The 20,612-nt window shown below is 61.6% G+C and carries 18 protein-coding genes; 11 read left to right on the forward strand and 7 right to left on the reverse strand.

Annotated features, from left to right (window positions below; all coding sequences use genetic code 11):
* Positions 1 to 71 precede the first annotated feature (71 nt).
* Positions 72 to 1,652 carry a trimethylamine methyltransferase family protein gene (locus tag ACP7B1_RS11185; protein WP_346307922.1) on the forward strand — a complete coding sequence of 527 codons (1,581 nt, stop codon included), beginning with the start codon at positions 72 to 74 and terminating at the stop codon, positions 1,650 to 1,652.
* Between the two features lie 64 nt (positions 1,653 to 1,716).
* On the forward strand, positions 1,717 to 4,293 hold the full coding sequence (locus ACP7B1_RS11190) for an FAD-dependent oxidoreductase (RefSeq protein WP_346307923.1): 2,577 nt from the start codon (positions 1,717 to 1,719) through the stop codon (positions 4,291 to 4,293).
* A gap of 39 nt (positions 4,294 to 4,332) precedes the next feature.
* Here ACP7B1_RS11190 and ACP7B1_RS11195 read toward each other — a convergent pair whose 3' ends face one another.
* Positions 4,333 to 5,091, reverse strand: coding sequence for a phosphate/phosphite/phosphonate ABC transporter substrate-binding protein (locus ACP7B1_RS11195; protein ID WP_346307924.1), 759 nt, complete (start codon positions 5,089 to 5,091; stop codon positions 4,333 to 4,335).
* Positions 5,092 to 5,100: 9 nt separating this feature from the next.
* Positions 5,101 to 6,135, reverse strand: a complete 1,035-nt coding sequence (locus tag ACP7B1_RS11200) for a fatty acid desaturase (RefSeq protein ID WP_346307925.1) — start codon at positions 6,133 to 6,135, stop codon at positions 5,101 to 5,103.
* Between the two features lie 115 nt (positions 6,136 to 6,250).
* Here ACP7B1_RS11200 and ACP7B1_RS11205 point away from each other — a divergent pair, with 115 nt between their 5' ends.
* A complete protein-coding gene (locus tag ACP7B1_RS11205) occupies positions 6,251 to 7,087 on the forward strand; it encodes a helix-turn-helix transcriptional regulator (protein ID WP_346307926.1) in 837 nt (278 codons plus the stop codon).
* A gap of 86 nt (positions 7,088 to 7,173) precedes the next feature.
* Complete coding sequence (gene bmt / locus ACP7B1_RS11210; RefSeq protein ID WP_346307927.1) at positions 7,174 to 8,187, forward strand: betaine--homocysteine S-methyltransferase; 1,014 nt, start codon at positions 7,174 to 7,176, stop codon at positions 8,185 to 8,187.
* 188 nt (positions 8,188 to 8,375) lie between these two features.
* Here bmt and ACP7B1_RS11215 read toward each other — a convergent pair whose 3' ends face one another.
* The 4 genes from ACP7B1_RS11215 to ACP7B1_RS11230 form a co-directional block, all read right to left on the reverse strand.
* Positions 8,376 to 10,379 carry a YfbK domain-containing protein gene (locus tag ACP7B1_RS11215; RefSeq protein WP_346306717.1) on the reverse strand — a complete coding sequence of 668 codons (2,004 nt, stop codon included), beginning with the start codon at positions 10,377 to 10,379 and terminating at the stop codon, positions 8,376 to 8,378.
* A gap of 1 nt (position 10,380) precedes the next feature.
* Positions 10,381 to 10,956, reverse strand: coding sequence for an RNA polymerase sigma factor (locus ACP7B1_RS11220; protein ID WP_346306716.1), 576 nt, complete (start codon positions 10,954 to 10,956; stop codon positions 10,381 to 10,383).
* A gap of 84 nt (positions 10,957 to 11,040) precedes the next feature.
* A complete protein-coding gene (locus ACP7B1_RS11225) occupies positions 11,041 to 11,727 on the reverse strand; it encodes a 4Fe-4S dicluster domain-containing protein (RefSeq protein ID WP_346306715.1) in 687 nt (228 codons plus the stop codon).
* Between the two features lie 86 nt (positions 11,728 to 11,813).
* Entirely contained in the window at positions 11,814 to 13,400 is a 1,587-nt protein-coding gene (locus ACP7B1_RS11230) for a trimethylamine methyltransferase family protein (protein ID WP_346306714.1), read from the reverse strand.
* A gap of 253 nt (positions 13,401 to 13,653) precedes the next feature.
* Between ACP7B1_RS11230 and ACP7B1_RS11235 the strand changes: the two genes are divergently transcribed.
* Positions 13,654 to 14,352, forward strand: a complete 699-nt coding sequence (locus ACP7B1_RS11235) for a corrinoid protein (protein WP_091877729.1) — start codon at positions 13,654 to 13,656, stop codon at positions 14,350 to 14,352.
* 86 nt (positions 14,353 to 14,438) lie between these two features.
* Here the strand turns inward: ACP7B1_RS11235 and ACP7B1_RS11240 are convergent, their stop codons facing one another.
* Positions 14,439 to 14,594: an entericidin gene (locus tag ACP7B1_RS11240; protein WP_223612824.1), complete on the reverse strand. Its 156-nt coding sequence runs from the start codon at positions 14,592 to 14,594 to the stop codon at positions 14,439 to 14,441.
* Between the two features lie 69 nt (positions 14,595 to 14,663).
* Between ACP7B1_RS11240 and ACP7B1_RS11245 the strand changes: the two genes are divergently transcribed.
* The 6 genes from ACP7B1_RS11245 to ACP7B1_RS11270 all read left to right on the forward strand — a co-directional run bounded on the left by ACP7B1_RS11245 (position 14,664) and on the right by ACP7B1_RS11270 (position 20,604).
* Positions 14,664 to 15,296 carry a DUF1638 domain-containing protein gene (locus tag ACP7B1_RS11245; protein WP_346306712.1) on the forward strand — a complete coding sequence of 211 codons (633 nt, stop codon included), beginning with the start codon at positions 14,664 to 14,666 and terminating at the stop codon, positions 15,294 to 15,296.
* 66 nt (positions 15,297 to 15,362) lie between these two features.
* Positions 15,363 to 15,947, forward strand: a complete 585-nt coding sequence (locus ACP7B1_RS11250) for a DUF4893 domain-containing protein (protein ID WP_346306711.1) — start codon at positions 15,363 to 15,365, stop codon at positions 15,945 to 15,947.
* Between the two features lie 189 nt (positions 15,948 to 16,136).
* Positions 16,137 to 16,439: a virulence factor gene (locus tag ACP7B1_RS11255; RefSeq protein ID WP_091877734.1), complete on the forward strand. Its 303-nt coding sequence runs from the start codon at positions 16,137 to 16,139 to the stop codon at positions 16,437 to 16,439.
* 16 nt (positions 16,440 to 16,455) lie between these two features.
* Positions 16,456 to 17,322 (forward strand): methylenetetrahydrofolate reductase, encoded by an 867-nt coding sequence (locus ACP7B1_RS11260; protein WP_346306710.1) that lies wholly within the window; start codon positions 16,456 to 16,458, stop codon positions 17,320 to 17,322.
* Between the two features lie 11 nt (positions 17,323 to 17,333).
* Positions 17,334 to 18,296: a methyltetrahydrofolate cobalamin methyltransferase gene (locus ACP7B1_RS11265; RefSeq protein WP_346306709.1), complete on the forward strand. Its 963-nt coding sequence runs from the start codon at positions 17,334 to 17,336 to the stop codon at positions 18,294 to 18,296.
* 280 nt (positions 18,297 to 18,576) lie between these two features.
* A complete protein-coding gene (locus tag ACP7B1_RS11270; protein ID WP_346306718.1) occupies positions 18,577 to 20,604 on the forward strand; it encodes an ASKHA domain-containing protein in 2,028 nt (675 codons plus the stop codon).
* Positions 20,605 to 20,612 lie beyond the last annotated feature (8 nt).

Here is a 20,612-nt window from a genome sequence, read left to right on the forward strand (position 1 = left end):
GTCGCTCAGGCCGCGCACGATTGCCCCGTCTCTGGCGATAGTGGCACCATCGCAAGTGAAGGGCATGAGCTATGAGTGAACCGGCAGCAGACATCGAAATCCCCGCAACGGCACGCGATCATGGCCGGCGTGGCGGACGCTCCCGCCCCCGCAGCGTTGAAAGCGGTGCTTTCGACCAGCCGCCGTTCCGGCAGCTGAAAATCCCGTTCACGCCAACCAAGATCATCTCCGACGACGAACTGGAATCGATCCACAATGCCTCGCTGCGCGTGCTGCAGGAGATCGGTGTCGACGTGCTGCATGATGGTGCGCGCGAGATCATGAAGGCGGCCGGCGCCGATGTGCGCCCCGGCTCGCAGCGCGTGCATTTCGACAGGGACATGATTCTTGAATATGTCGGCTATGCGCCGTCGGAATTCACCCTGCATGCCCGCAATCCCGCGCACAATGTGCGCTTCGGCGGCAACAACCTGATTTTCGCGCAGATGGGTTCGGCGCCCAATTGCTCCGACACGGACAATGGCCGGCGCTCCGGCAACCAGGCGGATTTCCGCAACTTCGTCAAACTGGCGCAGATGCACAACATTATCAACACCACGGGCGGTTATCCCGTCGAGCCGATCGACATCCATCCCTCGGTGCGCCACCTCGAATGCATCCGCGATCTCGCCACACTGTCCGACAAGGCCTTCCACATCTATTCGCTCGGCAAGGAACGCAACCTCGACGGCATCGAGATCGCCCGCCTTGCCCGCGGCATCAGCCAGGAGCAGCTGCAGAACGAGGCCTCCTGCTACACCATCATCAACACCAATTCGCCGCTGAAGCTCGACGTGCCGATGATGGAAGGCATTATCCATATGTCGGGCAACGGCCAGATCGTCATCGTCACGCCATTCACGCTGGCGGGCGCCATGGCGCCGGTGACCATCGCCGGGGCGCTGGTGCAGCAGAATGCCGAAGCGCTCGCCGGCATCTCCTTCACCCAGATGGTCAGGAAGGGAGCGCCGGTCGGCTATGGCGGCTTCACCTCCAATGTCGACATGAAATCCGGGGCGCCCGCCTTCGGCACGCCGGAATACATGAAGGCGCAGATGGTCGGCGGCCAGCTTGCCCGCCGCTACAAGATCCCCTACCGCACCTCCAATGTCTGCGCCGCCAATACGGTCGATGCACAGGCGGCCTATGAATCCGTCTTCTCGCTGTGGGGCGCTATTCAGGGCGGCGGCAATTTCATGCTGCATTCCGCCGGCTGGCTGGAAGGCGGCCTCTGCTGCTCCTATGAAAAGATGATCCTCGATTTCGACCTGCTGCAGATGGTGGCCGAGTTCCTGACCCCGCTCGATCTGTCGGACGACGCGCTGGGCATCGAAGCCATGCGCGATGTCGGCCCCGGTGGCCATTTCTTCGGCACCGCCCACACCCAGTCACGCTACAAGACGGCGTTCTACGCCCCGATCATTTCCGACTGGCGCAATTACGAGACGTGGCAGGAGGCGGGTTCGCCCACGGCCATCGAGCGCGCCAACCGGGTCTGGAAGGAGCGGCTCGCCACCTATGAGAAGCCCGCCATCGACCCGGCCATCGAGGAAGAGATCAATGCCTTCGTCGCCCGGCGCAAGGCCGAGGGCGGCGCGCCGACCGACTTCTGACCGCTGCACCGGACTCAAATTCTCAACACGTTGAATCACATTTCCATACAAGAGGCATAAGTGAATGAAATCGCACGTTAAAGCAGTAGTCATTGGCGGCGGCGTAGTCGGATGTTCGGTCCTTTACCATCTCGCCCGTGCCGGCTGGACCGATGTCCTGCTGATCGAACGCTCGGAGCTGACGTCGGGATCGTCCTGGCACGCGGCAGGCGGTTTCCACACGCTGAACGGCGATCCCAACGTCGCCAAGCTGCAGGCCTATACGGTCAGCCTCTACAAGGAAATCGAAGAACTCTCCGGCCAGTCCTGCGGCCTGCACCTGACCGGCGGCGTGATGATGGCCGACAGTCCCGAACGCATGGACTTCCTGCGCCTTGCCCATGCGCGCGGCCGCTATCTCGGCATGGATACGGAGCTGATCACCCCTTCCGAAGCCAAGGCCATGTTCCCGCTGATGGACGAAACCAATTTCGTCGGCGCCATGTGGGACCCGGTCGAAGGCCACCTCGATCCATCCGGCACCACCCACGCCTATGCCAAGGCCGCCCGCAAGCTGGGTGCTGAAATCTCCCTGCGCAACCGCGTCGTCGAACTGACGCAGGATGTCGACGGCACCTGGAATGTCGTCACCGAACAGGGAACCGTGAAGGCCGAACATGTGGTCAATTGCGGCGGCCTGTGGGCACGCGAAGTCGGCCGCATGGTCGGCCTCGAACTGCCGGTTCTGGCGATGGAGCACATGTATCTCCTCACGGAAGACGTGCCTGAGGTGATGGAGTTCAACCAGTCGACCGGACGCGAACTGATCGGCGTCATGGATTTCAAGGGCGAGATCTATACGCGGCAGGAACGCAACGGCATCCTGCTCGGCACCTATGAAAAGGCGGCCAAGCCGTGGTCGCCGGTCAACACCCCGTGGGATTTCGGCCATGAACTGCTGGCCCCGGATATCGACCGCATTGCCCCCTCCCTCGAAGTCGGCTTCAAGCATTTTCCCGGCATCGAGAAAGCCGGCATCAAGCAGATCATCAACGGCCCCTTCACCTTTGCGCCGGATGGCAACCCGCTCGTCGGCCCCGTTCCCGGCCTGACCAATTACTGGACCGCCTGCGCCGTCATGGCCGGGTTCAGCCAGGGTGGCGGCGTCGGCCTCGCGCTTTCCAACTGGATGGTGCACGGCGAACCCGGCTTCGATGTCTGGGGCATGGATGTCGCCCGCTTCGGCGAATGGGCCACGCTGCGCTATACCAACGCCAAGGTGCGCGAAAACTACTCGCGCCGTTTCTCCATCCGCTTCCCCAACGAGGAACTGCCCGCCGCCCGGCCGCAGCAGACCACGCCGCTCTATGACACCATGCTGGCGCAGAATGCCGTCATGGGCGATTCCTGGGGTCTGGAAACCCCGCTCTGGTTCGCACCCAAGGGCACCGAAGCCAAAGATATCGTTTCCTATCACCGCTCCAACGATTTCGAGCACATCGGCAATGAGGTCCGCGCCACGCGCGAGCGGGTCGGCGTCACCGAAATCGCCAACTTCGCCAAATACGAAGTCACCGGCAGCGGTGCGGAAGCCTTCCTGTCGCGCCTGATGACCAACACGATGCCGAAAGCCGGGCGTCTGGTCCTCACCCCCATGCTGAACGAGAGGGGCAAGCTGATCGGCGATTTCACCATCGCCAAGGCTGCTGAAGACCGTTTTCTGATCTGGGGCTCGTCCGCCGCTCAGCGCTATCACATGCGCTGGTTCCAGCGGCACCAGCCGAAAGACGGGTCGGTGCATATCCACCGCTTCGACCAGACGCTGGTCGGCCTGTCCATCGCCGGACCGAAAGCGCGCGACCTTCTCGCCAAACTCGTCGATGAGGACGTGTCGAACGCTGCCTTCCGGTTCATGGATTTCCGCGAAATGGCCGTCGGCGGTGCGCCCTGCAAGGTCAACCGCATTTCCTATACCGGCGATCTCGGCTACGAAATCTGGATGGAGCCGGCCTATCAGCGGCTGGTCTACGCCGCCATCAAGGCTGCAGGCGAAGAATTCGGCATCGTCGATTTCGGCATGCGTGCGCTGCTCTCCATGCGGCTTGAGAAGAATTTCCCGACCTGGTTCCGCGAACTGCGCCCGATCTACGGCGTTTATGAAGGCTCGATGGATCGTTTCATCAAGCTTGGCAAGAACGACTTCATCGGCCGCGAGGCCGCGGCGCAGGAAAAGGCCGAATTTGACGCCGGCACCAGCAAGAAGCTGCGGCGGGTCTCGCTGATCATCGACGTTCCGCACGGCAATGGCGCTGCCGATGTCATGGGCGACGAGCCGATCTGGGCCAGGGTCAGCAAGGATTACGGCGTCGTCGAGGCCGGGCATGGCATCGGCGCGCCGCGCTTCAACGATGCGGGCGCGGTCGTGTCCTTCGAGGGCGACAAGGGTGCGGTGCAAGGTGAATGGCGTGTGGTCGGATGGGTCACATCGGGTGGCTATGCCCATCATGTCGGCCATTCCATGGCGCAGGGCTATGTGCCCGCCGAGCTTGCCGACAACGAGAATGCCGGGCTGTTCGAGGTCGAGATTTTGGGTCTTCGCCGCGCCGCCCGCATCAACATCGAACCGCCGTTCGATCCATCCGGCGCCAAAATGCGCGGGTGATTGGGTCGTTGCAGAATCTGTGGTGCGTGGTTCGTGGATCTAAACAGCCACACCCTCGAACGCCGAGACAAAGGGCAGGCCCTTGCGTCTGCCCGTCCAGCCCACGACGATGAGCGCACTGGCGGCCTCATGGTGACGCTGGGCGAGCGCCCACGATTTGCAATCGATCGCTGCGACATCGGCACGGCCTGACGCCACCGCTTCGATGGACAGGCGGTGGCCGCCGGTCTCGACAAGCCGCGCAAACAGGTCGAACCCCTCGCCCCGCAGCGCCAGGTCGCGCTCGATGGCGAGATAGCCCGACATGGAATCAGGGCTGTTGAAGGCAAGACGCTTGCCGCGCAGGCGATCCACCGGCAGGACCGGCTCGCCGCCGCGCGGTGCCGGAACCGCCAGCCCCTCGCCCCGGCGCATGACAAGCGCGCTGGAATAGAACGCCTCGTCGCCGCCCGCCACGCCGGAATAGTCGTCCTGCCCCGCCACATGCACATGGGCGGCAAGGCCGAGCTCCATCGGTCCCCAGCACGTCTGGGCGAGCAGGAGCGCCGGATGGCGCCACAGGGTCGGCAGATCAAGTTCGTGGGGCGGCAGCGTCGCGGGATCGGGCGCAATCACCGCGCCCGAGGCATCGCGGATACCGCCGGGAACGGGCGGCAGGTCGCCATTGCGCCGCGTCAGGTAATCCGGTGCGTCAAAACCTTTGGCCCGCAGCCTGTCGCGCAGGACAAGCCACTGCGCATCCACTTCGGCGCGGCGTTCCGGCCAATCATACATCGGCAAGGCTGCAATAGGGGTCATGCGGGAATGTTACTCTGTCGGAGGCTCGGCGGGAATAGGCACGCTGGTGCCGCCCTGCAGGGAAATGCCGTGGCGGCGCGGATGGAAAGCCCGGGCCGTTGCCGGTTCGCGCCGCAGCACCGGATGCACGACCTCTTCCTTGCTGCGGAAAGCATAGGCGCGCAGGATCTCGAAATAGTTGCGGAAGACATAGCCGCCATTCATGGCTTTCCACTCTTCACGCTGCTCGCTGTAGAGCTTCGGCAGCTTGTACCACGGAACGGTCGGCCGCTTGTGATGGACGAAATGCAGGTTGTTGTTGAGGAACAGCAGCGCCAGCGGCGATTTCTCGACAATGATCGTGCGGCCATCCGGACGCTCGGACCATTGATGCTCGCAATAGGTGCGGATGGCGATGATCGACAACCCCGCATAGGCCGATGTCACGGCATAGAGCCAGAGCGGAATGCCGAACGCCAGCAACAGCGCAACCAGAACGACCAGCCCCGCAGCGTGCGACAACCATGCATTGCGGACCTTGCGGTCGCCGCCCGAAATCAGCCTGGCCTCGCTGATAAGAAAGCCGATCACCATGAGGACCGGCCCGATGACAACCCGGCCAATGAGCGTATTGTTCCAGCGCAGCAGGGTTTTCAGAGCATCCGGCAGTTTATCCCAGTCGCCCAGCGCCCGGTAATAGCTCTCCGGATCGTCATAGGGATCGGTCAGCCGTTCATCCGCATGGTGCTTCAGGTGCAAATGCTTGTAGCGGCGATAGGGATAGAACAGGCCGAGCGGCAGGGAGACGAGAAGCTCGTTCAGCCAGCCGCTGCGTGTGGGATGTCCGTGCAGGGCTTCGTGCTGCAGCGAGGAGTGAAACGCCACCGCCACCGCCATCAGCGCCAGAGCCGCGAACGGCATGGCGGGATAGAGGTATGCTCCGGCTGCGAACCACAGTCCGTAGCAGACGAGCATCAAGCCAATGGTTGGCCATTCGATGCCGGGGTGTTTGCGTTCCCGGCCGGTTTTGTCAGTTGGTTCTGCTGTATGTGCTTCTGATTCCATGACTTTCATGGTCTCACTGTCCAAAACTGTCAGCAATGATATTATTGTGAGAAACCGTTGATTTTGCGCACCAAATCTTGCATTTGTTGTACTCAGTAAACAAAGGAGCGGGAAAATGGACAAACGCGATCTGTCACGCCTGTTTCAGGAGCGGATCAGGAGTCTGCTCAACCGCAGCGGCGACAACCAGTCATCCTTCGCAGCGGCGGTCGGCATCGACCGCTCCGCCCTCTCCCAGCTCCTGTCCGGCCAGTCCACCCGCCTGCCGCGCGTCGAAACGCTGCTCAACATTGCCGAACGTTATGCCGTGTCGCTGGACTGGCTGCTGGGCCTCAGCCAGGACGAGGGCATCATCGGCGAACTGCGCGCCAGCATGGAGATCGAGGAGGGTGTCGACGGCTTTGAGCGCACGCTGCTGGTGCGCTGGCATGCGGAAGCCTCGGGCAGCAAGATCCGCTACGTCCCGGCCCGCATTCCCGATCTTCTGCGCACCCAGGCGGTGATCGCCTACGAGACATCGCTGGTGCACCGCGACCCCGTCACCCAGATCGCCGAAACCGCGTTCCGGCTGGACTACAACCGCCAGCCCGGCACGGACATGGAAGTGTGCATGCCTTACCAGACCCTGCGCGATTTCGCCAAGGGCGGCGGCATATGGGGCGACCTGTCCCGCGATATCCGGGAAGAACAGCTGCAGCAGATGAGCGTCCTGATCGACGAGCTTTACCCGTCCTTCCGGCTCTATCTGTTCGACGGGCGCGAGCGCTTCTCCGTGCCCTACACGGTCTTCGGCCCCTACCGCGCCGCGATCTTCGTCGGCGAGATGTATCTTGTCCTCAACACCACGGAAGCTGTCCTGACCATGCAGCGGCATTTCGACGGGCTGATCCGTGTGGCAAAGATCAACGCGCACGAGGTCGCCGCCTATGTCTCCACGCTTAAGGCCGAATGATGCGGCAGCACTTGTCGCAAATGAAGATTGACCACATATAAAGACTTCCTTATATCGTTATCTAAATAGCACCATAGGAACGCGCCATGACCACAGCCAATCCGCTTGCCGAACTTCTTGCTGAAAAAGGTGTCCTTCTGGCTGATGGCGCGACGGGCACGAACCTGTTCGCATCGGGTCTTGAGGCTGGAGAAGCCCCCGAACTGTGGAATGAAGCCCAGCCGGAAAAGATTCTTGCCTTGCATCAAGGCTTTGTCGATGCCGGGGCTGACATCATCCTCACCAATTCCTTCGGCGGCACGCGGCATCGCCTGAAACTGCATCACGCGCAGGACCGGGTTTTCGAGCTGAACAAGAAGGCCGCCGAACTCGCGCGTACCATCGCCGACAAGGCCGGGCGCAAGGTGATTGTCGCCGGATCGGTCGGACCGACGGGCGAGCTGCTGGTGCCACTCGGCGCACTGACCGAAGAGGACGCCGTTGCCGCCTTCACCGAACAGCTGGAAGGCTTGAAGGCCGGCGGCGTCGATGTCGCCTGGATCGAAACCATGTCGGCGCCCGGTGAAATCCGTGCCGCTGCCGAAGCGGCCGTCAAGGTCGGCCTGCCCTACGTCTACACCGGCTCGTTCGATACGGCGGGGAAGACCATGATGGGCCTGCCGCCGAAGGATATTCACGCCGTCGTCGATGGGCTTGCCGCGCGCCCTGTCGCCGTGGGCGCCAATTGCGGTGTCGGCGCCTCGGATATTCTCGCTTCACTGCTCGACATGTCGGAGGCCGATCCGCAGGCCACCATCGTCATCAAGGGCAATTGCGGCATTCCGGAATTCCGCGGCGCGGAGATTTTCTATTCCGGCACGCCGGAGCTCATGGCCGATTATGCCCATATGGCAATTGACGGCGGCGCAAAAATCATCGGCGGCTGCTGCGGCACCTCGTTCGTGCATCTGGCTGCCATGCGCAAGGCGCTCGACAGCCATGTCAGCGGCATCAGGCCGACGGTGGAGACCATCATCGAAACCATCGGGCCGATGCGCAACAAGCTTTCCGCCCATGCCGATGACCTGCCCAAGCGCGAGCGCCGCGGCCGCCGGGGCTGAAATCGCGCCATTTGAGGCCGTGTGGTGGTGCGTGGTTCGACAAGCTCACCATGAGGGAGCTTGTGGGCTGCAATCAAACCACTTCCCTCATGGTGAGCTTGTCGAACCACGCACAATGATTCTGCAATCCTTCGAGACAAAAATGGCCGGGAAATCCCGGCCATTTGCTTTTCGGCAATGCAACAAACCTATTTCTTAGCTTCCAGCGCATCGGCCAACCGCACCAGCGACAGGAATTCGCTGCGATAGCCGAAGGCATCGTCGCCGCGCGATCCCGCACCGAGCCTGGCGATATCGGCATAGCTGTAGCTCGCCAAACTATCCGTCCCGCGCAGCTTCTGACCGAAGGCGGCAACGGCCGTCGAGAACCACACATCGTCCGATGCGGCTGCCGAAACCTCATTGGCCTTGGTCACGGGCGTCGTGATCAGCTTGCTCACTTCCCCGTTCGGCAGCTTGTAGCGGATCTTGAAGAAGGCATATTCGTCCGATCCCGCTTTCGCATCGGCAGTTGCTGCATTGGGCTTGGCGTAGCGCAGATCATCGGTCAGCACCGCCGGACTGTTCTTCGGCGTGATCTCGTAAATGGCCGTCACCGTATGACCCGAGCCGATTTCACCGGCATCGATGCGGTCATTGTTGAAATCCTCGCGCTTGAGGGCGCGGGTTTCGTAGCCGATCAGCCGGTATTCCGCGACGGTCGCCGGATTGAACTCGACCTGGATTTTCACATCCTTGGCAATCGGAAACAGCGTCGAGGTTGCTTCCTGTACCAGCGTCTTCTCCGCTTCCGCCAGCGTATCGATATAGGCGGCGGTGCCGTTGCCGTTCTGCGCCAGGACCTGCATCATCTGATCGTTGTAATTGCCCACGCCGAACCCGAAGACCGACAGGAACACGCCGGATTTGCGCTCGTCCTCGATCAGTGTCTTCAGCTCATCGTCGCTGGACTGGCCGACATTGAAATCGCCATCGGTGGCCAGCATCACGCGGTTGACGCCGTCCTTGACGAAATTGGCCTTGGCGAGGCGATAGGCCTCCTTGATACCCGCTTCGCCCGCCGTCGATCCGCCCGCCTCCAGCCGGTTCAATGCATCGAAGATTTTTGCCTTGTCCTTTACCTCCGTCGGCTCCAGCACGGTCCCGGCATTGCCCGCATAGGTGACGATGGACACCTTGTCCTTGGGATCGAGCTTGCCCACCAGCATGTGGAAGGCGGATTTCAGCAGCGGCAGCTTGTCCGGCTCGTCCATCGATCCCGAGACATCGATCAGGAACACCAGGTTGGCGCGCGGCTTTTCCGCCGGGACGACATCATAGCCCTTGATGCCGATATGCATCAGCTTGGTGTTCTGGTTCCACGGCGTGGGCGTCACGGTAATCGTCGTGTTGAACGGTGTTTCGCGGCTCTGCGGCCCTTTCCAGTCATAGGGGAAATAATTGATCATCTCCTCGACGCGCACGCTGTCGGGATCGGGCAAGGCGCCGTCCTTCAGCGAACGGCGCACCATGGCATAGGATGCCGTGTCCACATCGATCGAAAATGTCGACACTGGATCATCGGCCACGCGCTTGACCGGATTGGTGTCGAACCGCTGAACCCGGTCGCCAGAGGGTTGCTGCGGGGCAATGCTGTCCTGCGCCATTTCCACGGCGGGTGCAGGCATGGGCGCCATCGCTACCGGCTTTTCGGCAGCCGTACCTGCCTGCCCGACGGTTTTCGAACTGCTGAGTGCCTCGATCTGCCTGGCAAGCGGCGCCTGCTTGACGGCTGGCTGAGACGGCGCAGCCGGTTCGACCATTGGCAGGGGTTGCGGCTGCACGGGTTTCGGCTCGTCGACCTGCGGCGGCTGCGCCTCTATCGTGACGGGAGCCTGCGGATCCCCCGCCAGCATGCGCGGATCGTGCATCATGGTCCAGGAGATGTAACCCGCGACCGGCAGGATCAGCAGGCCGCCGAGGGCCGATGTCGTCAGCAGCAATTTCTTTTCCATCGTTTCACTCCACAATTGGGTTGCGATGGAACTGAGACGCCGGATGATTCCGCTTCCTTGGGTCTGCACTGCGGTTTTTTTCGCATCGGCATTGTCGAACGCCCGCATCGCCGCATGCATGGCGGCGCGTCTGGCTGCATCGGATGGGCGCGGCGGTGTCAGTTTGCCGAGTTCGCTGAGTTTCTGATCGTCGGTCATGTCAAAAGCCCTCCGGCGCGCGCAGGATGCGCTTCAGCCGTTTCTTGGCATCGTGGATGTGCCACGAAACCGTGGCTTCGGCGCAATCCAGCACTTCGGCTGCGTGCGCATGATTCAAGCCCTCCCCATAGACCAGCAGGACGGCATCCGCGGTCTTGTCAGGCAATGTCTTGACCGCCGCCCACAGGGCGGTCACGTCATCATCCCCGGCATCGGGAGGTGGAGTGTCACTCAGCAATTCGCGGTGATAGGCCTCGGCCTTGCGCTTTTCACGCGCATGGCGGCGCAGGTGATCACGCGCGGCATTCAGCGTCATCCGGTAGAGCCAGGTGCGCAAGTGCCCCTCGCCGCGCCATTGCCGGATGGCACTACCGAGCTTGATGCAGACATCCTGCGCGATATCCTCCGCATCGTTGCGGTTGCCCGACCAGCGCCAGGCGATGCGGTGGATGAAGTCATAGTTCTGCTCGATCAGGAGCCCGAATGCGCTGCGGTTCCCTGCCCGCGCCTGCGCCACAAGGGTTGAACTATCCGCCGTGTCATCCGTCAAACCGGAAATATCCAAAATGCCTGTCACCCCGTTCATCGCAGCTTTGACGATGCGACGGCGTCAATCCTTGGGTGAAAAAATGCAATCAATCAAAATATTTTTTGGCTGACGTCAGGCGGCGGCAAACGCCGCCATGTGAAAGCGCTGCTGGTCCGCCGTATAGGCGTGTTCACGGCCCACGGGACAGGCCAGCCGGGCAAGACACCCGCCATCCATGCAAAGCGCGCCTTCCGGCACTGCCAGGTGACTGCGGCAGCGGTCCACAGCGAAGCGCGCGCCGTCGAAAGCATCGACCGGACAGGCGTGCAGGCAGGGCTTTTCGATGCAGCTATCGCAGGGATGATTATTCAACGGGACAGCGGGAAAACCGATTGCCCTGTCAAACAGCAGCGCCCCGCGAAACGCCTGCCAGAGCCCATATTCGGGATGAATCAGCAGCCCCAGCGGCGAGGCAGACAGGCCTTCCGCCCGCTTCGCCCATTGCTGGAAGGGCAGATAGGGCCTGTCCGACGGAAACACCGCCTGCCCGTCCAGTTCGACTGCGACACGCGTCAGCACCGCCTTGGACCATGCATCCAGCGGATCGGGCTGATGGCTGTGCGACTGCCGCCATTGTGTGAAATGCGGCCAGATCGATGAACCGAAATGGCCGATGAGCACCACGCTGCGGGTTGCAGCACCATGGTGCAGGCCGGGCGCGGCCTCACCCGGTCCAAACACGAAACCGCCGCGCGGAACGAGACCATGCGGTTCCAGCGCGGCGGTGATCTGGTCAAGGAACGGATCGGCAAAGCTCATCCGGGGCCCGGACCTTTGACAGCAGAGGCCCAGACTTCCTGATGGATCAGATTGGCCACTTTAGCCCGGCCGTCCTCGGGCTTCTTTCAGGTGAATGCGTCGGGCATCGACGCCTTCTTCTTGGCGATGAATTCCTTCAGCGATTCGTCGATGGCCGGATCGAGATAAGGCGCCTCGTAGCTTTCGAGCCAACGCCGCGCCAGCTCGTTGCCGCGCTGGTCGGCACGTTTTTCGCCTTCGGCCAGCCATTGCTCGTAGGAATTGTTGTCGGCAATGTTCGAGCGGTAGAACGCAGTCTGGAAATTCGCCTGCGTGTGGTCGCAGCCGAGATAATGGCTGCCCGGGCCCACCTGGCGGATCGCGTCCATGGCCTGGCCATTCTCCGAGAGGTCGACGCCTTCGGCAAATTTCTGCGCCATGCCGAGCTGGTCGATGTCCATCATGAACTTTTCATAGGAGGACACGAGACCGCCCTCGAGCCAGCCGGCCGAATGCAGTACGAAATTCGTCCCGGCCAGCAGTGTCGAGTTCAGTGTATTGGCGCTTTCATAGGCCGCCTGCGCATCGGAAACCTTCGAGGCGCAAAGCGAACCGCCGGTGCGGAACGGCAGTCCGAGACGCCGTGCCAGCTGTGCCGCGCCGTAGGAGACGAGCGAGGGTTCCGGCGTGCCGAATGTCGGCGCGCCGGACTGCATCGAAATCGACGAGGCGAAGGTGCCGAAAATCACCGGAGCGCCCGGACGGATCAGCTGGGTGAAGGACGCACCGGCCAGCACTTCCGCCAGAACCTGCGTCAGCGTGCCGGCGACGGTCACCGGGCTCATCGCTCCGGCGAGAATGAACGGCGTGACGATGCAGGCCTGGTTGTTGCGGGCATAGACCTTCAGCGCACCGACCATCGTCTCGTCGAAGACCATCGGCGAGTTCGCATTGATCAGGCTGGTCAGGACCGTGTTCTGGTCGAGATAGTCCTCGCCGAACACAAGCTTGCACATGGCAATCGTGTCTTCCGCGCGCTCGGGCGCGGTGACCGAGCCCATGAACGGCTTGTCGGAATATTTGATGTGCGCATAGATCATGTCGAGATGGCGCTTGTTGACGGGCACATCCACCGGCTCGCAAACGGTTCCGCCGGAATGGTGGATCGACGGCGCCATATAGGCGAGCTTCACGAAATTGTTGAAGTCCTCGATGGTCGCATAGCGGCGGTTGCCGTCGAGATCGCGCACGAAGGGCGGGCCGTAGACCGGTGCGAACACCGTGGCCTTGCCGCCGATCTGTACGGACCGTTCGGGATTGCGCGCATACTGCGTGTAGACCGAAGGCGCGGTTTTCAAAAGCGACCGGGGAAGCCCCTTGGGGAAATGCACCCGCTCGCCTTTGACATCGGCACCGGCTTCGCGCCAGAGCTGCAGGGCTTCCGCATCGTCGCGGAACTCGATGCCGACTTCTTCAAGCACGGTATCGGCATTGGCTTCGATCAGCGCCAGCCCTTCCTCATCCAGCACTTCATATTCGCGAATCTTGCGCGTGATAAAGGTGAGCGACTTGCCCGGGCCGCCGCCGGAACGGGCGGCACGGCGTGCAGCAGCGCCTGCACCGGCACCGCGCCCGCGGCGTCCGCCGCTTTCTGCAGTGTCCACGGGTGCGTCGGCTGGCGTTTCCTGATTCATTTTCTCTCTCCAGGCGCTTGATGCGCGGATTGGTTCTTCGGTCATGACCTCAACATCCAAATCCTACCCGCGACACATATCGGGGCGTTCCCGTGTGCGTCAAACAATGGCGCATGGAAGACAAACAGACAGTCGTTTTCGTCATTTACGAGGTCGCATTTAAGCAATGCGTTTTCAGCAACTTGCCCGATATGTTAAGGGAATGCCAGTACCGGTACAAAGCTGTGCATAACGCTTGAGAGGAAGAACACCCATGGCCGACGATGAAATCATTCTTTCGGAGCTTTCGGACGACGAACTCGTCGAACAAATGCACGACGATCTGTACGACGGATTGAAGGAAGAAATCGAGGAAGGCACCAATATCCTGCTCGAGCGCGGCTGGGTCCCCTACAGGGTTTTGACCGAAGCGCTCGTCGAAGGCATGCGCATCGTCGGCGAGGATTTCCGCGACGGCATCCTCTTCGTGCCGGAAGTCCTGCTGTCGGCCAACGCGATGAAAGCCGGCATGTTCATCCTGCGCCCTCTCCTTGCTGCCACCGGCGCGCCGAAACAGGGCAAGCTCGTCATCGGCACCGTCAAAGGCGACATCCACGACATCGGCAAGAATCTCGTCGGCATGATGATGGAAGGCGCGGGCTTCGACGTCATTGACCTTGGCATCAACAACCCGGTCGAGAACTATCTGGCCGCCATCGAAGAGCACAAGCCCGACATTCTCGGCATGTCCGCCCTGCTGACAACGACGATGCCCTACATGAAGGTCGTCATCGACACGATGAAGGAAAAGGGCATTCGCGACGATTACGTCGTACTGGTCGGCGGTGCTCCGCTCAACGAGGAATTCGGCAAGGCTGTCGGTGCCGACGCCTATTGCCGCGATGCGGCCGTGGCGGTGGAAACCGCCAAGGACTACATGAAGCGCAAGCACAACCAGATGTCCGGCGCCTGAACCGGAACAAAACGGCCGCATCCAAATGCGGCCGTTTTTCAAACATAATATGGGTTTGCTGAAATCGGCCTTCTCAGACCTGGGGATCAGTTGGCAGCTTTTACAACCCTGTGACCAGCGGACTGGGTCGCATTCACGGTATTGGCTGTATCTGCACCCATGCCGCGGATGGTGTTGGCGCAGCCGGCAAGAGCGACGACAGCAAGAACAGCGGCAATTGGTACAACGCGTGATAGTTTCATGGACAGGGTCTCCCGTTCTGATAGAATTTAATCAACGTTCGCATAACGCGATGGAGCGAAATCAGTTCCATGAATATAAGCCGGAACTCGAATAATACGCCGGAAAAGGTCCGGGTGATCGCCTGCGGCATGATTGCCCGCGAAATACTGGCCATCCGGGAGCAATTCGGCCTCGATCATATCGAACTGAAATGCCTGCCCGCCGTTTATCACCATTACCCCCAGAAAATCGCCCCATCGGTTGACCGGGCCATTGTACGGGCCAAGGCTGAAGGCATCAAGCGTATCTTCGTCGGCTATGCTGATTGCGGCACCGGCGGCCTGCTCGATCAGGTCTGCACGAAGCATGGCGTGGAGCGAATCGAGGGGCCGCATTGCTTCTCGTTCTATGTCGGCAACGACGCCTTTGCCTCCCGATGGGAGGACGACATGACGTCGTTTTTCATGACCGACTTCCTTGCCCGGCATTTCCAGGCCTTCATGGTCAAGCCGCTTGGCCTCGACCGGCATCCGGAACTGCGCGACATGTATTTCGGCAATTACACCAAGATGATCTACCTCGCCCAGACCGACGACCCCAAACTCAATGCCAATGCGGAACGGGCGGCGGAATTTCTCGGCCTTGCCTATGAGCGGCGCTTTACCGCCTATGGCGATCTGGTCCCCGCCCTGACACGGGCGGCGGCACCCGCCGCGCCTTGACGCTTTCCTTTCAGTCCCCAAATCGGCATGTTGCCTCCAACGGAATCGAATTCAAAGGACAGTTCCATGGTGTCTCGAAGCCTTTTTGCCGTCATGATCGGCCTGAGCATGCTGACCGCCGCCCATGCGGATGGCGCAATCACCAGGATCATCACCGCGTCTGACAGCAAGCGTCTCGAACAGTACGAGCAGACAAAGGCCAAGGCCCTGACGCAAGCCAGGGCGAGCGGGACTGCGGCGGATGTGCGCCTGGTCGATGACCTCTTGAAGCGGCCCGGCCTGCCGTTCAGCCAGGATTTCGACATGACCGGAAACTGGCAGTGCCGGACGATCAAGCTTGGCGGCACGGCCCCGACGCTCGTCGTCTATGGCTGGTTCAAGTGCAAGGTCACCGACGACGGCTCAGGCTGGGCGCTGGAAAAGGTGACGGGCTCGCAGCGCACCAAGGGCCGGTTCTACACCGAAAGCGACACGCGCCTGACCTATCTCGGCACCGGCTATGTCGCGGATCAGAAACCGGTGAAATACGGCGCAGGTCCGAAAACCGACGAAGCCGGCTATGCCTACCGCACCGGCAAGAACGCCTTCCGCATCGAATTCCCGGCACCCTATTACGAATCCCTGCTCAACGTCATGGAATTCAAGCGCTGAAGGCGACGCGTCATTGCAATGTCACCCCGGCCATTCATGGGGGCCGGGGTTGAATACAGATATCCCGCTAAAATCCCTGTCGCAAAAGCAACAATGGTGCACGTCGCATTTGAGGGCGCGCACGTCGTGAGATAGCAAGCTTAACCCCTGATTTTCCGGCAAAACGGTCCTCGTTGGAGGATAAAGTGCATGGCCGATCTCATTGTCGTTTATTGGCGGGACATTCCTGCTCAGGTGACCGTCAAAAAGGGACGCCAGGCCGCAAAACGTGAACTTCCTCTTCGATTTACTGAGGCCATCGACATGTGTGCGATGCGCATAGGCGCCAGGGATTCGGACGCCTATCTGGCAGAATGGCGCCGGGGAACACCGGTGCCGGTGAGTGACGATCTGGACGCGGAGGCTGATGCAGCCCTCGCCCGTATCGACAGCGAATATCATCGGGAGCGCCTTGTAGCGCTGGTAAAGGCAGGCGGACATGACAATTCATGAATTGAAAGCAAAGCCAATGACAAAGATCGCAGCATCCATCGAAGTGGCCGCGCGCCAGGCGATTGACTCACAGGACCTGCCGGGTCTGTTCCCGGAAGGGACACGTGTTTACATCACCGACATGGGCACCGATGGCGTGGACACGCTCACCGCTGCCGCCAAGCGCATTCATGATCTCGGCTACAAGCCCGTACCGCATTTCGCCTCCCGCCGCCTTGGAACAAGGGCAGCCCTGGAAACCCGCATCCGCCGCGCCGCTGAAGAAGCAGGCGTGACCGACGTGCTGGTCATCGGCGGCGGCCTCGAACGGCAGGCCGGCGAGTTCTCCTCCACTATGGAAGTGCTGGAAACCGGCTTTTTCGACAAATACGGCATCACCGAGATGGGCGTTGCCGGCCATCCCGAAGGCAGCCCGGAGTTTTCCGAGGCCGTGGCCCTTGAAGCCCTGCGCCTGAAGAAGAATTTCGGCGAGCGCACCGGCGCCCGCCTGCGCGTGGTCACCCAATTCGGTTTCGACGCCGAGCGTTTCATCCGCTATGCCGAATCCCTGCGCGAACATGGCGTTGATCTGCCGGTGCATCTCGGCGTTGCCGGTCCGGCCAAGATCACCACGCTGATCAAATATGCTGCCATGTGCGGCGTCGGCAACTCGATCAGCTTCCTGAAGAAGAACGCCCTGTCGCTGACAGCGCTTGCCACCAGCCATTCGCCGGAAGGCGTGGTCGGCCCGATTGAGCAGCACGTCATCAACAGCCCGGCCTCGGCCATCAAGCAGATCCACATTTTCCCGTTCGGCGGCCTGAAGAAGTCCTCCGAATGGCTGGTCGATCGCGGCTCCTGGACCGTCGCATCGGCACAATACGCATCCGCAGCATCCAACTAAGGATTTCCTGAATGACCCGCACGATCGTTGCTTCGGCGACCAGAGAAATCATCATCGGATTTGACCAGCCCTTCTGCGTGATCGGCGAGCGCATCAATCCGACCGGCCGCAAGAAACTCGCGGCCGAGATGATCGAAGGCAATTTCGACACGGTCATCAAGGACGCGCTGGAGCAGGTTGCTGCCGGCGCGACCATGCTCGACGTCAATGCGGGTGTTACCGCCGTCGATCCCAATGCGACGGAACCGGGCCTTCTCGTCAAGACCCTGGAAATCGTGCAGAACCTCGTCGACGTTCCCCTGTCCATCGACAGTTCGGTGACCGCTGCCATCGAAGCGGCACTGAAGGTTGCCAAGGGCCGTCCGCTGGTCAATTCCGTCACCGGCGAAGAGGAAAAGCTTGAAGCCATCCTGCCGCTGATCAAGAAATACAACGTTCCCGTCGTCGCCATCTCGAACGACGAGACCGGCATTTCCATGGACCCGGACGTGCGTTTCGCCGTTGCCAAGAAGATCGTGCAGCGCGCCGCCGATTTCGGCATTCCGGCGCATGACATCGTTGTCGATCCGCTGGTCATGCCGATCGGCGCACTCGGCGATGCGGGCCGTCAGGTTTTCGCACTGCTGCGCCGCCTGCGCGAGGAACTGAAGGTCAACACCACCTGCGGCCTGTCCAATATCTCCTTCGGCCTGCCGCATCGCCACGGCATCAATGCCGGGTTCATTCCCATGGTGATCGGCGCCGGCATGACATCGGCGATCATGAATCCCTGCCGTCCGCAGGAAATGGAAGCGGTGCACGCCGCCAACGTCCTCAACGGCACCGACGCCAACTGCACTTACTGGATCAAGAAGTATCGTGACCACCAGCCGGCGGCGGCCGGGGCAGCGCCTGCTGTTTCGGTGCCAGCCGACGCCAATGGCGGCGCACGGCGGCGCGGTGGCCGTGAAGCGCGGCGCGGCGCGACGGGTTGATTGGTTTGGAATGCCACGCTATTGGCGGCATCAGCCATTGTGCGTGGTTCGTGGTTCGACAAGCTCACCATGAGGGAGGGAGTGGATTGCAGGGAGCCTTATTCCGCGCCGTTCGCGATTGGCATTGCAACCAAACCACCTCCCTCATGGTGAGCTTGTCGAACCACGAACCACGCATAATGGCATTGCAGGCGAATGGCATGCGGGACTTGGAGCATTGATCGTGGACGCACCCGTGAAAGACAGTGAAGCATCGGCAAAGGACGCACTTGTCCTGTTCATGCCATCGGGCAAGCGCGGGCATTTTCCGGTCGGCACGACTGTGCTGGAAGCAGCGCGGACCCTGGGTGTCTATGTGGAAAGTGTCTGCGGCGGGCGCGGCATCTGCGGGCGCTGCCAGATCGACGTGCAGGAAGGCCGCTTCGCCAAGCATGGCATCACCTCCTCCAACGACCACATCTCCGAATTCGGCCCCAAGGAAAAGCGCTATGCCGAAAAGCGCGACCTGAAGGACGGTCGCCGTCTTTCCTGCTCGGCGACCATTCTCGGCGATCTCGTTGTCGACGTGCCGCAGGACGTGCAGGTCAATGCGCAGGTCGTGCGCAAGGATGCCGATACGCGCATCATCGAGCGCAATCCCGCCGTGCACATGTGCTATGTCGAGGTGGAAGAGCCCGACATGCACAAGCCGCTCGGCGATCTCGACCGCCTGAAGGCAGCGCTGGAAAAGGAATGGGGCATCCGCAATCTCGACGTGGACGCCTATCTCCTGCCGCAGATCCAGAAAATCCTGCGCAAGGGCGAATGGTCGGTGACCGCCGCCATCCACCACGACGAGGAAACATCGCGGCCGGTGATGATCGGCCTGTGGCCGGGCCTGAAGAACGAAGCCTATGGCATCGCCTGCGATATCGGCTCCACCACCATTGCCATGCACCTGTCGTCCCTGTTGTCGGTGCGCACCATTGCCTCGGCCGGAACGTCCAACCCGCAGATCCGCTTCGGCGAAGACCTGATGAGCCGCGTCTCCTACGTCATGATGAACCCGGACGGCCGCGAAGGCATGACCAATGCGGTGCGCGAAGCCATCAATGAACTGATCGGCAGGGTCTGCGCCGAGGGCAATGTCGCCCGCGAAGACATTCTCGATGCGGTCTTTGTCGGCAATCCGATCATGCACCACCTCTTCCTCGGCATCGACCCCACCGAACTCGGCGGCGCGCCCTTTGCGCTTGCCGTGTCCGGTGCGGTGCATCTGAAAGCCAGTGAAATCGGCCTTGCCATGAATCCCGGCTCGCGGGTCTATATGCTGCCCTGCATCGCCGGCCATGTCGGCGCCGACGCCGCTGCGGCGACGCTCGCGGAAGGCCCGCACCGGCAGGACGAGATGATGCTGCTCGTCGATGTCGGCACCAATGCGGAAATCGTGCTCGGCAACCGCCAGCGCACCGTTGCCGCCTCCTCCCCGACCGGCCCCGCCTTCGAAGGCGCCGAAATATCCGGCGGCCAGCGCGCCGCGCCCGGTGCCATCGAACGCGTGCGCATCGATCCCCTGACGCTGGAGCCGCGCTTCCGCGTCATCGGCACGGAACAATGGTCCGATGAGGCAGGCTTTGCCGAAGCGGTGCAGGCCAGCGGCATCACCGGCATTTGCGGCTCGGCCATCATCGAAGTCGTCGCGGAAATGTACCTTTCCGGCATCATTTCCGAAGACGGTGTGGTGGATGGCAGCCTTGCCGCCAAATCACCGCGCATCCGCCCAACGGGCCGCACCTTCTCCTATCTGCTGCACGAGGGGTCGCCGACCATCATCATCACGCAGAATGACGTGCGGGCGATCCAGCTGGCCAAGGCTGCGCTCTATGCCGGCGTCAAGCTGCTGATGGACAAGCAGGCCATCGACCATGTCGACCAGATCCGCTTTGCCGGAGCCTTCGGCTCCTTCATCGACCCGAAATACGCCATGGTGCTCGGGCTCATCCCCGATTGCGACCTCGACAAGGTGAAGGCCGTCGGCAATGCGGCGGGCACAGGCGCGCGCATGGCGCTGCTCAACCGCGATTACCGCCGCGAGATCGAAGACACCGTCACCCGCATCGAAAAGATCGAGACGGCGCTGGAGCCAAAATTCCAGGAGCACTTCGTCTATGCCATGGCGATGCCCAACAAGGTCGACCCCTTCCCCAAGCTGTCGCTGGCCGTCACCCTGCCGCCGCGCAAGAATGTCGGTGATGATGGCCAGGCGGGCGATGCCACGCCGCGCCGCCGCTCACGCGAGGACAGGGCCGCCCGCCGGTCACGGGAATAGAATAAATC

Origin of the sequence: Phyllobacterium sp. SL163 (assembly GCF_049896885.1) — a bacterium.
GTDB classification, from domain to species: Bacteria; Pseudomonadota; Alphaproteobacteria; order Rhizobiales; family Rhizobiaceae; genus Phyllobacterium; species Phyllobacterium calauticae.

Coding starts and splice junctions, on each gene's coding strand:
- ACP7B1_RS11185 (WP_346307922.1), top strand. CDS start 72: ATGAGTGAACCGGCAGCAGACATCGAAATCCCCGCAACGGCACGCGAT.
- ACP7B1_RS11190 (WP_346307923.1), top strand. CDS start 1,717: ATGAAATCGCACGTTAAAGCAGTAGTCATTGGCGGCGGCGTAGTCGGA.
- ACP7B1_RS11195 (WP_346307924.1), bottom strand. CDS start 5,091: ATGACCCCTATTGCAGCCTTGCCGATGTATGATTGGCCGGAACGCCGC.
- ACP7B1_RS11200 (WP_346307925.1), bottom strand. CDS start 6,135: ATGGAATCAGAAGCACATACAGCAGAACCAACTGACAAAACCGGCCGG.
- ACP7B1_RS11205 (WP_346307926.1), top strand. CDS start 6,251: ATGGACAAACGCGATCTGTCACGCCTGTTTCAGGAGCGGATCAGGAGT.
- bmt (WP_346307927.1), top strand. CDS start 7,174: ATGACCACAGCCAATCCGCTTGCCGAACTTCTTGCTGAAAAAGGTGTC.
- ACP7B1_RS11215 (WP_346306717.1), bottom strand. CDS start 10,379: ATGACCGACGATCAGAAACTCAGCGAACTCGGCAAACTGACACCGCCG.
- ACP7B1_RS11225 (WP_346306715.1), bottom strand. CDS start 11,727: ATGAGCTTTGCCGATCCGTTCCTTGACCAGATCACCGCCGCGCTGGAA.
- ACP7B1_RS11230 (WP_346306714.1), bottom strand. CDS start 13,400: ATGAATCAGGAAACGCCAGCCGACGCACCCGTGGACACTGCAGAAAGC.
- ACP7B1_RS11235 (WP_091877729.1), top strand. CDS start 13,654: ATGGCCGACGATGAAATCATTCTTTCGGAGCTTTCGGACGACGAACTC.
- ACP7B1_RS11240 (WP_223612824.1), bottom strand. CDS start 14,594: ATGAAACTATCACGCGTTGTACCAATTGCCGCTGTTCTTGCTGTCGTC.
- ACP7B1_RS11245 (WP_346306712.1), top strand. CDS start 14,664: ATGAATATAAGCCGGAACTCGAATAATACGCCGGAAAAGGTCCGGGTG.
- ACP7B1_RS11250 (WP_346306711.1), top strand. CDS start 15,363: ATGGTGTCTCGAAGCCTTTTTGCCGTCATGATCGGCCTGAGCATGCTG.
- ACP7B1_RS11255 (WP_091877734.1), top strand. CDS start 16,137: ATGGCCGATCTCATTGTCGTTTATTGGCGGGACATTCCTGCTCAGGTG.
- ACP7B1_RS11260 (WP_346306710.1), top strand. CDS start 16,456: ATGACAAAGATCGCAGCATCCATCGAAGTGGCCGCGCGCCAGGCGATT.
- ACP7B1_RS11265 (WP_346306709.1), top strand. CDS start 17,334: ATGACCCGCACGATCGTTGCTTCGGCGACCAGAGAAATCATCATCGGA.
- ACP7B1_RS11270 (WP_346306718.1), top strand. CDS start 18,577: ATGCCATCGGGCAAGCGCGGGCATTTTCCGGTCGGCACGACTGTGCTG.